Source organism: Paraliobacillus ryukyuensis (assembly GCF_003315295.1).
GTDB classification, from domain to species: domain Bacteria; phylum Bacillota; class Bacilli; order Bacillales; family Amphibacillaceae; genus Paraliobacillus; species Paraliobacillus ryukyuensis.
Window position 1 is genome coordinate 32,373 of the sequence record NZ_QNRI01000008.1, and the last position, 15,142, is coordinate 47,514.

Here is a 15,142-nt window from a genome sequence, read left to right on the forward strand (position 1 = left end):
GATTACACCGGATTTGAAGTGAAATAAATTTTTTTAGATAATATCAAATAAGATTAAACCAATGGTATTAATGGCAAAATTTCCAGCCATATGAACAAACCATGACGTGTAGATATTCTCATTTCGTTCGTTTAACCAATTAAATAGTATACCTGCAATAAATAGACTAATGAGAAGTAACAAAAATAAACCAAAGTTAAACCAATTGATCACCATAAATACATGATATATAGCAAACAGACCTGCGCTGAATAGGTACGCAAATGGACGATTCGTTACCTTTTTCAAAGATAAGAAAGCAAAACCACGAAAGAAAAACTCTTCTACTAACGAATTAATAAAAGAAATATAAATAGCTACAAAAAGAAAATTAGTTGCAGAAACACCAACGCTAGCTTCTAATGACGTTGTAATACTAGTTAAATCGAAAAATGAACCAAATATAAAATAAGCACCAACAATAAAGATATACACGCCCACCCCAATAAGGATGGAGAAGAGTAATGAATCTTTGCGATATGAAAATAAACGTGTAAAAGACGTGTTCTTATCCATCCGTGCATAAACAAGGGGGAGAATCAAAAACAAACCTAATTTGATTCCTGATTTAATAGCATAATTGGGTACCCATATTGCATCTACCCAAGCCATTATCAAGCAGCCGATAAATACGAGTGAGATAATAAATAATGCATTATTTTTTACGTGTCGCATGAAAAAGTGCTCCCCTACTAATTGATTAACCAAAGTATAGCATGTATTTGAATTAAAATTTAAGGTTTTCCATCTTTGTATGTTATTAACACATAATCAATGATAAAATGTTCCATATATCTATTCTAATTTAGGAGGAACAACATGAAAGAAATTTTTGATAAACCAAAACGTTTTGGAGAAATTTTGGACTTAACGTTTCAGATATCGAAACGTCATTTTTCCAAACTGTTTTTACTTTTACTCATTTTCATGGCACCGGTTATCGTAATACAAGCAATAGGTCAAATTATTGGAGGGAGAAACTTTTTAACGGATATATCTGGCGGTAAAACTGTTTTTGATCAAATTTTAAATACATATGATCAAACTACTTTATCCTTATCCAATTCAGAAATGATTGGATTAACAGTTTCCTACATACTTATGATTTTATTTTATCCGGTGGCAATTGCAGCCATTGTCTTACTTGTCAAAAAAATTAAAGAGAGCAGTGACTATACCATCGGTGGCTTAATTAAGCAAGCTTTCACTCGTTTTTGGCCTTTGCTTTGGAGTACGTTATTAATTGGACTTATGGCATTTGGAATTATATTTTTCCCGTTAGTGCTTGGTATTGCCATTGGTTCATTGTTTATTGTTTTTAATCCAATATTAGGTGGTATACTTATTGTTTTATTTAGTATTGGTGGCTTTATTGGTGTTGGATTACTATTTACTCGCTGGGGTTTTTATTTACCTGCACTTTTATTTGATCGAGTAGCACCAGGATTAACTGCCAGTTGGCGGTTAACAAAAGGACGCACATGGAAAATATTTGGCATTTATGTGGTATTAATGATAATTTCAACTATTGTCAGCTTAGGCGTGGATTCTATTGCCGTATTGCTAGGGCAGAGTGTGCTTTATACGATCATTACTAATTTGGTAACACTAATTACCACCTTGTTTGCCACAGTAGGATATGCTGTTGTTTATTTTGACGCAGTGACTAGAAACACCGCTGGAGATTTAAAAGATATGATTGATACCTATCAAGAACAGCAATAATCGCTGACGAGGGTGAGGGTTTTATGGCAAAGGTAAATGAAGCTGAAAAACAATTGGAAGAAATATTGGATAGGCAAGAATACCAAGCATATCTTGAGGATAACCGTAGCTTATTTGAACGGCTATGGAATTGGATAGGGGCTAAGATCTCGGATTGGTTAGAAGGGTTGAATATTACAATTGACCCTTCTAACAATGTAGGAAATGGACTGTTCTATTTTCTTGGGTTCTTAGGAATAGTGGCTGTGTTTCTGATTGTCTTTTTTGCTAGTCGTAATTGGTTGAAAAAACGCAGTCTACAACATAGACAACCGTTACATCAAAATCAACGAGATTGGACAAGTAAAGCGCATTGGGTTGAGGCAGAAAAAATGGAACAGCAACAAGACTATGCTAGTGCGATGCGTCATGTCTTTCTTTCCTTTTTGCTGTTATTGCATGAAAACAAAGCATTAGTGGCTCGCATGTATAAAACAAATTGGGAATATTATGATGAACTTCGGTCGTTTGATCCAAAAATAGCTGATAGTTTCTATCAATTTGCTTTATTTTTTGAAGAAGTTACATACGGGGAACGCCCCATAGAAAAAGAAGGATATCAATCCTATCGAAAACAGGTGTCTGACTGGATGCAAGTGCTTGTGCAACCAGTTGATGACGTTGAAGGCAGGGGAGAGTAACCATGGCACAACAACCTATACACAAAAATACATGGATCTGGTTGCTTATCCTATTAACTTTATTTGTTATTTGTAGTTATATATTTGTTCCGGAAAAGCCAGAAGAGTATCCGCCATATGTCTCGAATTCACCTGCACCAACTGGGACAAAAGCAATCTATACGTATTTAGAAGAAAATCAGCTTCCCATAAAAAAATGGGAACTGCCACCTAGTAATCTAGCAAACCGAGAAAATACATTGCAAGTAATGGTTGAGCCTTCATTATTTTCAGAAGAAAATACATTACAAGCTTATCAAGCTTATGTAGAAAACGGAAATACGCTAGCAATATTTAAACATAATCCAAAAGGAATGTTTGATATTGAAACAACGAACCCGACCATGAGTATAGAAGACACAGTGGAATTAATAAACCACGATTTAGAAGTAGCAACAGCATCTTCATTGCGCTTAAAACCAGATGAAGACGATGAAATTCTATTAGCAGATCATTATGGACCAATCGCGATAAAAAGATCGATTGGTGCTGGGAGCCTAATTGTTGTGACAGAACCGGAATGGTTAACCAACACAGCCATTTTAGAAAATGATCACTTAGAAGCATTGTTCACTGTTCTTAACTTTAATTCTTATGACGCGATTCTATTTAATGAGTATGTGCATGGGAATGAAGCAGGAACATCGATGCTTTCTGTGTTTCCAAATTGGATCATCGTATTAGCATTTGAATTATTGCTTGTTACTGTAGGGGTTTTATGGCTTAAGGGGAAACGTTTTGGACCAATTATAACCCCTAGAGAAGCAACTGTTCGTTTTAGTGATGAAAAAATAAAGGCATTAGCCACTTGGTACATGAAAGGGAAGAATTATCGTGAAGCGATTGGAATTCAAGCTGATTTCCTGAAACGACTTTTGTTAGAACGTTTTGGCATCCCTTATAAAAATACATGGTCAGAAAATACAGAAGCAATTGAACGTACCCTTCCGAACCTTTCGAAAGAAGCAATCCGTCGGTTTACAAACGGATTAGATGACGTATTGAAACAAGAAAAAGTATCAAAGCAGGCATTTTTATCTTGGTCACAGAAGATTGATCATATCAGAAGAGAGGTTGAAGCAGAATGAGAGAACAATTAACGTCTTTATTAGAAAAATATGAAGCAAGGGTACTTGGGCAGAATAAAAACTTGCGGTTGTTATTAACTGCACTTTTAGCGGATGGTCATGTGCTTATTGAGGGTGTACCTGGAACGGGAAAAACGCAAATGGTAAAAACACTTGCTACATTAGTAGGAGGTGACTTTAATCGAATTCAATTTACCCCAGATTTATTACCAAGTGATATTACAGGTAGCACGATTTATAATATGCGAGAAAGCACCTTCCAAACATTACAAGGGCCAATTTTCACTAATATCCTGCTGGCAGATGAGATTAATCGTACACCTGCAAAGACACAGGCAGCTCTTTTAGAGGCAATGGAAGAAAAACAAGTAACCATACAGGGAGAAACGTACCCATTACCATCAGTGTTTTTTGTTGCAGCGACACAGAATCCAATTGAATTTGAAGGTACTTATCCATTGCCTGAAGCGCAGCAAGACCGATTCTTATTTAAATTAAAAGTAGATTTTCCAAATTTAGCGGAAGAAACCGATGTTTTAAAGTTGGTCGTTGATAATCAAATAGAAACAAACAATCCCGTATTAGAAGCACTCTTTACCCCAGATAGTTTAGATGAGACGCGTAAACAAGTAGCAGGTATCACGTTGCATGATAGTATTGCAGATTACATTACAAAGATTGTTCGAAAAACACGTGAAGTAGAAAGTTTACAATATGGAGCTAGTACCAGAGGGGCGATCGCAATCGCCAGGACAGCGAAGGCTTGGGCTTACCTATTAGAAAGAGATTATGTGACTCCAGATGATGTGAAAGTAGTAGCATTACCAAGCTTGAGACATCGTGTACAATTATCTCCGTATGCAGAATTGGAGGGAACAGGTCTTGACGAGATTATTCAAGAATTGGTGGGATCGATTGCTGTTCCGCGATAGAGGGATTATACCAACACCTAGATTGCTGTTTCTGGTAGCTGGTGTTGGTGTCTTATTAACGATTATCTCAGTTTGGCGTTATTCCTTGCTATATATTTGTATTGCAACGGCCCTCGTTATAGCACTTTCATTACTAGATTTGTTGTTTTCTCCAAGAAGAAAACAAGTAAAAGCTAACCGAGTGATACCCGATGAACTTGAACGCCAAAAAAATCATTCCATTACCATTACATTTCAGAATGATAGTAGTTATGATTGTATGATGCGCATGGTAGACCAGATCCCAACCTCTTTCCAAACCGTCTATCCCTTTAATCAAATCATAAAAGGAAATCAGACGACTACGATAACGTATGAGGTGCTTCCATTAGAACGAGGCAAGTTTTCCATTGATAGATTATATGTGCGATATAAAAGTAAATTTGGTTTGTGGGAAAAACAAAAAACATTTTCTATTGAAGAGGTAGCTCATGTCATACCAAACTTAACAGAGATGAATCGCTACTTATCGGATCCCCAGAAATATTTGTTGCACGAAGGGGTAAAAATACGGAAACAAAAATCTGGTATCGGTGAGTTTTCTAAAGTACGCTCATATGTTGTCGGTGATGATCCACGAAAAATTAACTGGCGTCAGTCTGCCAAACTCCAAGAAATAATGACAAATGAGTATGAGCCAGAGCATGGCAAATACGTTACCTTATTAATTGATTGTGGTCGAATGATGGGAGTAGAATTAACCAAAGGAAATCGCTTAGAAAAAGTACTAGAGGCAACAATGGCTACAGCTGCGGCTGCTTTAAAAAATGGAGATTATGTTTCTGTCATTGCTTTTTCAAAAGATATCCATGCGTATGTTCCTCCAGCTAAAGGTTTGGAACATCTAGATAAAATTTTACATGCAATTTATCCGCTGCAAGTAGACCCAAGTGAATCAAATTATCAAAATGTATTGCATTATGTCCAATTAAAACAAAAGAAACGTAGTTTACTACTGTTATTTAGTGATGTGCATACGTTTATTCATGAAGATAGTATGTTGCAATCATTAAGACAAGTCAGAAGAAAACATTTGTTTATGATTATTGGCATTGAAGATGAACAATTACAAGCAAAGAGAAGTGTTTATCCATCTTCGGTAAGTTTAGCAATGGAAAAAGCAATTGCTCAAAAGCAATTGCAATTCAAAAATAAACAAATTCTAAAATGGGGGAAACAAGGATTTTCAGTACTGGAAGCCCCGAAAGATCGTTTGGCTGTTAGATCTATTTCTGTTTACGTTGATCAGCTAAATCGAGGCGCGTTGTAACGGTTTACGGTGTAATAGATAGTGACCGATGACCATATAGGCAATGGTAGCGAGTACCGTAATAAATGCGATGCCATATTTGAATTCCAATGATAAATCAGCGGGTGTAAGAAAACCTTCAATTAAACCTGCGATAATGAACAAAGGAATGGTACCAAGTAAGAGCTGGACAGAATGAATTGTCTGTACTTTTAACTGGTATAACCGAGAGAAACTCTTCGGAACAAATAATCGATATCCCATAAGTAATCCGGATCCACCTGCAATGAAGATAGCTAGAAGTTCAATCATGCCGTGTGGAACAATATAGGCCCAAAAAGTATAAGAACTATCTAAATTCCAAAAATAACCTGCAAGTGCACCGACTAAAATACCGTTGTAAATTAATACGTATCCCGTCAATAAACCAAATGTAATACCACCAGCAAAAGCAAGGAATGCAACCTGAATGTTATTGGTCATGATTTGAGTAGACATTAACGATGGGTTGCTGGCGTTTCCGTTTGATTTTAGTACACTTGGATCAGCGATATTTTGTACCGTCTCTGCAGGCAAGATTGCGTTGATATGTAATGGATTATGAATGACAGCTAAAAAGCTAGCCAAGCCACCAACTCCAAATAGTAACATGGCAATCATTACTGCTTGCCATTGATTTAACAAAAGACCAATAAATTTCGTACTAAAGAAATATTGGATTTGTTTCCAAGAAGAACGCTCGGTTGTGTAAAGAAGATTATGTGCTCTAGCAACAATGTCATTTAAATAGCCGGTTACTTCTTCGTTTGGGAAATAGGTCTGACTATAAGACAGGTGCTGCGTCGCTTTCTGGTAGAGGTGTTCAAATTGATCAATAGTGTTGTTATTAATGTTTCTTCGTTTATGTAATGTTCGAATGGATTGTTCTAAAGCATTCCAATCATTACGATGCTGCCTAATAAACGTTTTTAACTGCACATTTATCACCTTTGTTTTCATTAGATTAATTCAATTATAATAGCAAATAAAGAAAATAGATAGAGCCATGGAATAATTTAACTAAAAAGGAGTGAGGATGCTCATGGAATGGGAAGATCAACAAACAGATATCAAAACACCCGAGTATGTTTCCTTGCAGTTCCAAATTGCAGGTTTAGGAAGTAGAGCTACTGCTTTTATTATCGATCAATTGATCGTAGGCTTAACGATTACTTTAATTATTATTAGCGTGTTTTTCGCATTTTTTGCTAATCCAGGTTTTATGCTTTTCGATTCAGGTAGCGGTTTTATAATCGCTGGAGTAATTATTGCTGTATTCATTCTTAATTATGGTTATTTTATGTTCTTTGAATTTTTTTGGGGAGGAAGGACTATTGGGAAACGTACCCTAGGTATTCGGGTGATCCAAGATAATGGGCACCCCATCACGCTGCTCTCGAGTTTTATTCGTAACTTACTTCGGTTAATTGATAGTTTACCGGCTGGTTATTTAATTGGTATTCTATTTGTGTTTTTACATAAAAAACATAAACGATTAGGAGATTTTGCAGCGGGTACGCTTGTTGTCCACGATAATCGTGTGGAACGGAAGAAAAAGAAATCTGTAATAGATAAAATTATCAAAAGTCGTCGGTTATCAAAAGATGATCTTGTTTTAGAAAAAGTACAATTGAATCAATTCACCCAGCAAGATTGGAGATTAATAAATAAATACTGTGAACGCTATAACAGCTTACCATTACAAGAGAAACGACAAGTAACCTATCAAGTAGCAGAAATCCTTTTCCCTAAAATGGATATGGAGGTAAAAGGGCAATCTGTTATGGATATTGAGAATACGTTGTTTGTATTATACCTGTACTTAAAAGATGAATGGGAATTTACTATGTAAAGAACTTCTATAGCATTTAACCGCTTGAAGACTTAATCTCAAACGGTTTTTTCTATTTAAGAAATAAAATCCTTTTCTATGAAGATAGATGTTCGAGTTTTTTAAATTTATTACTTTACTGTGTCAAGGTAAAAATGAAGGAGCAGGTCGCCGCATGGGACGATCTGCTCCTTCGTTTTTGTTGGTATATGGTAACTCACCCGTACTTCATGGTCACTTCGCCTACCTATGCAGACATTCAGCCGCAGCACTTAATTTATCAAAGCCTGCAATGGAGCAGGAATACGCCCGCCGCGTTGAATCATTTTTGCCGAGCTATATGGATTTACCCCCATGACAGGAGCTCGTCCAAGTAATCCACCGAATTCTACGGTATCTCCTTCCGATTTGCCGATAACAGGAATTACACGAACGGCAGTTGTTTTCTTATTAATCATTCCGATGGCTGCTTCATCGGCAATCATGGCTGCTAATGTTTCTGGCGTAACATCACCAGTGACAGCGATCATATCTAATCCCACGGAACAGACACATGTCATTGCTTCCAGCTTGTCTAAAGATAATGCATTATCCTCGATTCCTTTGATCATACCGTTATCTTCACTGACAGGGATAAATGCTCCGCTCAATCCACCTACATAAGAGCTTGCCATAGCGCCACCTTTTTTGACGGCATCGTTCATTAAAGCAAGTGCAGCAATCGTACCATGCGTGCCGACACGTTCAAGGCCGATTTCTTCTAAAATCTCTGCCACACTATCATTCATGGCATTCGTTGGTGCTAACGATAAATCCATAATGCCAAATGGAACATCAAGGCGTTTGGCTACTTCGCGGCCAAGCAACTCACCAGCCCGTGTAATTTTAAATGCTGTTTTTTTAATGATATCTGATACTTCACCTAAATCTACATTAGGATAGCGTTTTAACGCATTTAACACAACTCCAGGACCGCTAACGCCGACACTTAACACAGCCTCGCCTTCACCTGCACCGTGAAATGCACCTGCCATAAATGGATTGTCCTCTACTGGGTTACAGAAAGCAACGAACTTAGCACAACCGATGCTATTATCTTCTTTAGTAAATTCTGCCGTTTGCTTTAAAATTTTCCCTAGTTGTCCGACAGCATCCATATTAATTCCTGTACGTGTTGTACCAATGGACACAGAAGCACACACTCTTTCGGTAACACTTAACGCTTCGGGAAGTGCATCTAACAGGGTTTGATCCCCTTTACTAATTCCTTTATGCACAAGTGCAGAGTAGCCGCCAATGAAATCAACCTCAAGTGCTTTGGCGGCTTGGTCTAGCGTTCTCGCTAAGTCCACCGCTTGTTCGCGGGTAGCACTTCCTAAAATCTCAGCAATTGGGGTAATGGCAATCCGTTTATTTATAATTGGTATGCCATATTCTTTTTCTACTTGCTCCGCAACCGGTTTTAATTTTGCTGCATAGCTGGTAATTTTGTTATAAACCTTTTCTTTTACTTTTTTAAAATCAGAATCTGCACAGTCATGAAGGTTAATCCCCAACGTTACTGTTCGAATATCTAAGCTTTCCATTTGGACCATACGAATGGTTTCTTGTATTTCTGTAAAAGCAATTGACAATTTTACTACACTCCTTTATACGCGGTGCATTGCTTGGAAAACATCTTCACGCTGGATATTAATTGTTAATCCAAGTTCCTGTTCGACCTTTTTAAAATCCTGCAATAAATGATCTAAGTCACTTATATTAGCCATGTCAACCAACATCATCATGGTAAAGAAATCTTGTAGAATCGTTTGACTAATATCAAGAATATTCATCCTATTATCTGCTAACACATTAGTAACTTTTGCAATGATACCAATTTGATCTTTCCCTACTACTGTTACGACTGCACGTTTCTGCATTGCGTTTCACCTCACGAATAAATAATATAAATAAAAAAAGATTGAAGGAGTACTTCAATCTACGGGACCATAACACGAAATATGTATTTGTGCCATGCCTTCTGTCCTGTTGCCTGAGATTATGAATCCTTCGGCGTCGTTTGAACGATCTCTCCAGAAGCTGCTCCTATTATAGCGTGACCCATAATAATCATTGCGCTTTATAAAATTACTTGTAGCTATTAAGCAGATGTTATCAGTTTCCTGTGTATCCGTCAATAGACAAAAGGTTTCCCCATTGGAAAAGGGAATACCCATGTGGAGTATCCCCTTTATAAAACTTACCATTATAACAAGTGTAAAAAACTAATTTAATTGTTCCTGATTAAATTGCCGCGGTATGATCCACCTGGATGCTTTTAACCTAAACGATATAAGCCCTACCTCTCCTATATCCTTACGACTCCGTAGTCGATCCAGTGTGAATAAGTCTTGCTATCGTATGTGATGTTCCGTGTCACATACATGAAAAAACATTGGCAGATGCCATTATTTTTACGCTTGCTTCTATACTATTGGCAAAGCATTAATTTTAATTATCTAATATTATATTGTGTATGTCAAGTATTATCTGTAAATCAGGTATAATTTAAATGTTTTTATCCTTTACGGTTAATAAAGTCTATTAGTGGGTATATAGTGAAATGAGTTCCAATATTTTGCTTGAAGAGGAGAGCGGCAATGAAACTAGAGGGCGTGTTACCGGCTGTCCGTGATATGAAAGATTTTGATTCCATGTTATCTAGCCAACATGAGTTATTTATTTTACTAGATACCCGGGTTTCCCAATTACCTTATTGCATAAAGCAAGCGAAAAAAGCTAATAAAAAAGTACTTGTTCATGCGGATATGATTAACGGATTAAAAGTTGATAAATACGGAATGGAGTTTTTAGTTCGACTCTTAAAAGTAGACGGTATTATCTCAACCAGAGCTAATGCGATTAGTCTAGCTAAAAAATTTAATACCACTGCTGTTTTACGATTGTTTGCAATCGATAGTTCAGCGATGGAAAAGAACATGAAGCTAGTTGAGCAGACAAAACCTGACTATATTGAGATACTTCCGGGCGTCGTTCCCTCCATTATTAAAGATGTTATTGATCAGACTGTTATCCCTGTTATAGCAGGTGGTTTAATACGAACGAAAGATAACGTTAATCAGGCACTCGATAGTGGTGCCATCGCTGTTACAACTACTAGCAAGGAATTGTATCAAAATGGGCTTTGATTATTGGAATGAAAACGTTGACATTTTTGTGAATGGAGCATAGTATTTATACTAACAAGTTAAAAAAGTGTAGGAGATCTGGAGCCCACACAGCAATTACAACCGTCCAATGGGAAAGGTATGTAATCGCTATGTGGACTTTTTTGTATTAGTGGATGTGAAAAACTGCTGCAAGCTATTTTAAAAAACAAACAAGGGGTGAAACAATGTCTGAATTTTTGGCTGAATTAATTGGAACGATGATACTGGTTATTTTAGGTGATGGTGTAGTCGGAGCAGTGAATTTAAAAAAGTCAAAAGCAGAAGGAGCAGGTTGGGTCGTCATTGCAATAGGATGGGGCTTAGCAGTTGCGTTGGGGGTTTATGCCGTAGGAAATGTTTCTGGCGCACATATTAATCCGGCAGTCACGCTTGGTTTTGCTGCAAATGGCGAATTTCCATGGGAGAAAGTACCGCTCTACATTAGTGCGCAGATGATTGGAGCCATTATTGGCGCAGTGATTGTTTTCTTTCAATACTTACCACACTGGAAAGCGACAGATGATAAAGATGCGAAGCTAGCAGTGTTTGCCACAGATCCAGCAATTAAAAGCACGCCAGCTAATTTGGTAAGTGAAATCATTGGAACGTTTATCTTGGTGATGGGATTATTGTTTATCGGAGCTAACGAATTCACAGAAGGATTAAATCCCGCAATTGTCGGTCTTTTAATCGTAGCGATTGGTATGTCACTAGGAGGACCAACAGGTTATGCGATTAATCCAGCAAGAGATCTTGGACCACGAATCGCACATGCTTTTCTTCCGATTTTTGGAAAGAGAGATTCTAATTGGATATATGCCTGGATCCCAGTAGTTGGGCCAAGTATTGGAGGTGTATACGGAGCTGTTTTCTATAATGCCATATTTGTTGGAGAAATTAGTGGATTGTTTTGGATCATGTCAATTGTGGTAGCAGTAATACTAATAGTCGCGTTAGTAAACGAATTAAATCAACATACGAAGATGAAATCATCTAATCGCTCTTCTAAAAATGAAGCGATGTAAAATGTGAAAAGAAGCTGAAGAGCGAGAATAGATGTTAAAAATAAAAATAATTTAAGGGAGGAAGGAAAATGGAAAAATATATTTTATCGATTGATCAGGGGACGACAAGTTCACGAGCAATTATTTTTAACCAAAAAGGGGAGATCGTGGAAATAGGGCAACATGAATTTGAACAATTTTTCCCGCACTCTGGTTGGGTAGAGCATGACGCTAATGAGATATGGACTTCGGTTTTATCTTGTATCGCAGAAGCATTAAGAAGAGCAGATATTGAACCGCAACAGATCGAAGGAATTGGTATCACCAACCAACGGGAAACGACGGTTGTTTGGGACAAAGATACAGGAAAACCTGTTTATAAAGCGATTGTTTGGCAATCAAGACAGACAGAAGGTATTTGTCGTGAATTAAGAGATGCTGGATATCAAGATACGTTTCGAAGTAAAACAGGTTTGTTAATTGACCCGTACTTTTCTGGTACAAAAGTAAAATGGATCTTAGACAATGTAGAAGGTGCTAGAGAAAAAGCGGAACAAGGAAAGTTATTGTTCGGTACGATTGATACATGGTTAATTTACAAATTAACAGGTTTTAAAGAACATGTCACAGACTATACAAATGCATCTCGAACATTAATGTACAACATTTATGATTTGAAATGGGATGACGAACTATTAGATATTCTCGGTGTTCCGAAAAATATGTTACCAGAAGTGAAGTCCTCTTCTGAAGTATATGGTGAAACAGTAGATTATCATTTCTATGGTCAAAATGTTCCAATCGCAGGAATTGCTGGAGATCAGCAAGCTGCATTGTTTGGGCAGGCTTGTTTTGAAAAAGGGATGGTAAAAAACACTTACGGAACCGGTTGTTTCACGCTAATGCATACAGGTGAAGAACCAGTACAATCTGATAATGGACTACTTACGACGTTAGCATGTAATGTTGATGGCAATGTTGAGTATGTACTGGAAGGCAGTATTTTTGTTGCTGGTTCTGCTATGCAATGGCTCCGAGATGGATTGCGTATGTTTAATAAAGTAAGTGATTCAGAGAATTATGTGAATCGTGTCGACTCGACGGAAGGTGTTTACTTAGTACCAGCTTTTGTTGGATTAGGGACACCGTATTGGGATAGTGATGCTCGAGGAGCAGTATTTGGTTTAACACGAGGGACTACAAAAGAGCATTTCATTCGTGCGACCTTAGAATCCATCGCTTATCAAACAAAAGATGTATTAACAGCGATGATGGAAGATTCAGAGATTGATGTGAAAACTCTACGTGTGGATGGCGGTGCGGTTGCAAATGATTTCTTGATGCAGTTTCAAAGTGATGTATTGGATGTACCGGTTGAACGACCAGAAGTAATTGAAACAACAGCATTAGGCTCAGCTTATCTAGCAGGCCTTGCAGTTGGTTACTGGGAAAGTAAAGAAGAGATCGCAAATCAATGGAAAGTGAATAAACGTTTTGAAAGTAAAATGAATGAGCAAGAAAGAACGGAACTTTATGATGGTTGGAAAACAGCAGTAAAAGCTACAAGGGTTTATAAATAAAAACAACTATTATGGGGGCAACATTATGATATTCTCTAGTAAAAAAAGAGCCGAAACCTATCAAAAAATGAAAGAAAAACCACTAGATTTAATTGTGATTGGTGGTGGGATTACTGGGTCTGGCATTGCGCTTGATGCAGTTTCAAGAGGATTAAATGTAGCTGTAGTAGAGATGCAGGATTATGCAGCAGGTACATCAAGTAGATCGACCAAACTTGTTCATGGTGGTCTGCGCTATCTCAAGCAATTTGAAGTAAAAATGGTTGCGGAAGTAGGAAGAGAACGAGCGATTGTTTTTGAAAATGGACCACATGTAACAACACCAGAGTGGATGATGCTTCCGTTTTATAAAGGAGGCACATTTGGGCCTTTCTCTACTAATATCGGCTTACTCGTTTATGATCGTCTTGCAGGTGTGAAAAAGTCAGAGCGAAGAAGCATGTTTAAGCCACAAGAAGCGCTTAGAAGAGAACCATTGTTAAAACACAATGGCTTAAAAGGTGCGGGTTATTATGTGGAATACCGTACCGATGATGCGCGTTTAACAATGGAAGTAATGAAGAAAGCAGTTGAAAAAGGAGCACTTTCATTAAACTACGCGAAAGTATCTGATTTACTTTATGATGAAAATGGTGCTGTTAATGGGGTTGCAGTAGAAGATCAATTAACAAATGAACAGCACGAATTAAAAGCGAAATATATTGTAAATGCTGCCGGCCCTTGGGTAGACGATATCCGGGAGAATGATAATTCGAAAAAAGGAAAAACACTAAAGCTTACCAAAGGGGTACACCTTGTTTTTGATCAGTCTAAATTTCCTTTAGAACAAGCCATCTATTTTGATGCACCTGATGGTCGGATGATATTTGCTATTCCTCGAAATGGGAAAGCATATGTCGGTACAACAGATACCGTCTATGAAGGAGATATTTCTCATCCAGTAACGACTGTCTCTGATCGTGATTATTTAATTGATGCGATTAATTTTATGTTCCCAGATCAACAGATTACAGCTGAGGATGTGGAATCGAATTGGGCTGGGTTACGACCATTAATTTATGAAGAAGGAAAAGATCCTTCTGAAATTTCACGAAAAGATGAAATTTTTGTATCGAAGTCTGGTTTGATTTCCATTGCTGGTGGTAAATTAACTGGTTATCGTAAAATGGCAGAAAATACAGTTGATGTAGTCTGTAATAAAATGGCTTCTGATGAAGGGATTTTGTTTAGTCATTCTGAGACTAAAAACATTCCGATCTCTGGTGGGGATGTTGGTGGTTCCAAACAGTTTGAAATCTACAAACTAGAACAAATTGAAAAAGGTACCGCATTAGGGTTAACAGAAGCAGATGCTAAGTTCCTTGTTGAACAATATGGTTCCAATACACCACTGGTATTTGACTATTACAAACAAGCTATTGGAAAGAATAGTGTTTTATCACCTGTAACTGAAGCCATGCTCCAATATAGCATTGATTACGAAGCTGTATGTAAACCGGTAGACTTTTTCATTCGAAGAACAGGCGGATTGTTCTTCCATATCCATTGGGTAGAAACAGAGAAAGAAGCTGTTATTGATGAGATGCAACGCATATTTCAGTGGTCAGATCAAGTGAAAGATGGCTATAAACAACAGCTAGAACAGTTAATTTATGAAGCAAAACATGCACAATAAAAAGTGTAGA

General features: G+C 37.3%; 14 protein-coding genes and 1 riboswitch. Of the genes, 10 read left to right on the forward strand and 4 right to left on the reverse strand.

What is annotated here, in order from left to right:
* Positions 1-33: 33 nt before the first annotated feature.
* Positions 34-714, reverse strand: coding sequence for a CPBP family intramembrane glutamic endopeptidase (locus tag DES48_RS11360; protein ID WP_113869304.1), 681 nt, complete (start codon positions 712-714; stop codon positions 34-36).
* 144 nt (positions 715-858) lie between these two features.
* Between DES48_RS11360 and DES48_RS11365 the strand changes: the two genes are divergently transcribed.
* The 5 genes from DES48_RS11365 to DES48_RS11385 are packed head-to-tail and all read left to right on the forward strand — an operon-like array spanning position 859 to position 5,812.
* Positions 859-1,764 carry a hypothetical protein gene (locus DES48_RS11365; protein WP_113869306.1) on the forward strand — a complete coding sequence of 302 codons (906 nt, stop codon included), beginning with the start codon at positions 859-861 and terminating at the stop codon, positions 1,762-1,764.
* A 23-nt stretch (positions 1,765-1,787) separates the two neighbouring features.
* Positions 1,788-2,444 (forward strand): DUF4129 domain-containing protein, encoded by a 657-nt coding sequence (locus DES48_RS11370; RefSeq protein ID WP_113869308.1) that lies wholly within the window; start codon positions 1,788-1,790, stop codon positions 2,442-2,444.
* Between the two features lie 2 nt (positions 2,445-2,446).
* Entirely contained in the window at positions 2,447-3,571 is a 1,125-nt protein-coding gene (locus DES48_RS11375; protein WP_113869310.1) for a DUF4350 domain-containing protein, read from the forward strand.
* Complete coding sequence (locus DES48_RS11380; protein ID WP_079708771.1) at positions 3,568-4,503, forward strand: AAA family ATPase; 936 nt, start codon at positions 3,568-3,570, stop codon at positions 4,501-4,503. Before DES48_RS11375 ends, DES48_RS11380 begins: the two co-directional genes overlap by 4 nt.
* Positions 4,454-5,812 carry a DUF58 domain-containing protein gene (locus tag DES48_RS11385; RefSeq protein ID WP_245911425.1) on the forward strand — a complete coding sequence of 453 codons (1,359 nt, stop codon included), beginning with the start codon at positions 4,454-4,456 and terminating at the stop codon, positions 5,810-5,812. The genes DES48_RS11380 and DES48_RS11385 overlap by 50 nt, the downstream gene beginning before the upstream one ends.
* Here DES48_RS11385 and DES48_RS11390 read toward each other — a convergent pair.
* Positions 5,792-6,769, reverse strand: a complete 978-nt coding sequence (locus tag DES48_RS11390; RefSeq protein ID WP_079708773.1) for a stage II sporulation protein M — start codon at positions 6,767-6,769, stop codon at positions 5,792-5,794. The two genes, DES48_RS11385 and DES48_RS11390, sit on opposite strands and share 21 nt — an antisense overlap.
* 103 nt (positions 6,770-6,872) lie before the next feature.
* On the opposite strand from DES48_RS11390, the gene DES48_RS11395 reads away from it, so the two are divergent.
* Positions 6,873-7,682: an RDD family protein gene (locus DES48_RS11395; RefSeq protein WP_113869314.1), complete on the forward strand. Its 810-nt coding sequence runs from the start codon at positions 6,873-6,875 to the stop codon at positions 7,680-7,682.
* A 251-nt stretch (positions 7,683-7,933) separates the two neighbouring features.
* Here DES48_RS11395 and DES48_RS11400 read toward each other — a convergent pair whose 3' ends face one another.
* Both DES48_RS11400 and DES48_RS11405 read right to left on the reverse strand, forming a co-directional pair.
* A complete protein-coding gene (locus DES48_RS11400) occupies positions 7,934-9,295 on the reverse strand; it encodes a PFL family protein (RefSeq protein ID WP_079708775.1) in 1,362 nt (453 codons plus the stop codon).
* A gap of 15 nt (positions 9,296-9,310) precedes the next feature.
* The gene (locus DES48_RS11405) at positions 9,311-9,583 is read right to left on the reverse strand and encodes an ACT domain-containing protein (protein WP_113869316.1); all 273 of its coding nucleotides are present in this window, start codon (positions 9,581-9,583) and stop codon (positions 9,311-9,313) included.
* A 91-nt stretch (positions 9,584-9,674) separates the two neighbouring features.
* Positions 9,675-9,750, reverse strand: a riboswitch (glycine riboswitch).
* Between the two features lie 553 nt (positions 9,751-10,303).
* Here DES48_RS11405 and DES48_RS11410 point away from each other — a divergent pair.
* From DES48_RS11410 to DES48_RS11425, 4 genes are all read left to right on the forward strand, one after another.
* Positions 10,304-10,852 (forward strand): glycerol-3-phosphate responsive antiterminator, encoded by a 549-nt coding sequence (locus DES48_RS11410; protein ID WP_113869318.1) that lies wholly within the window; start codon positions 10,304-10,306, stop codon positions 10,850-10,852.
* Positions 10,853-11,058: 206 nt separating this feature from the next.
* Entirely contained in the window at positions 11,059-11,898 is an 840-nt protein-coding gene (locus tag DES48_RS11415; RefSeq protein ID WP_113869320.1) for an MIP/aquaporin family protein, read from the forward strand.
* A gap of 68 nt (positions 11,899-11,966) precedes the next feature.
* Complete coding sequence (gene glpK / locus DES48_RS11420; protein WP_079708779.1) at positions 11,967-13,457, forward strand: glycerol kinase GlpK; 1,491 nt, start codon at positions 11,967-11,969, stop codon at positions 13,455-13,457.
* Between the two features lie 25 nt (positions 13,458-13,482).
* Positions 13,483-15,132 (forward strand): glycerol-3-phosphate dehydrogenase/oxidase, encoded by a 1,650-nt coding sequence (locus DES48_RS11425; protein ID WP_113869322.1) that lies wholly within the window; start codon positions 13,483-13,485, stop codon positions 15,130-15,132.
* Positions 15,133-15,142: the final 10 nt, after the last annotated feature.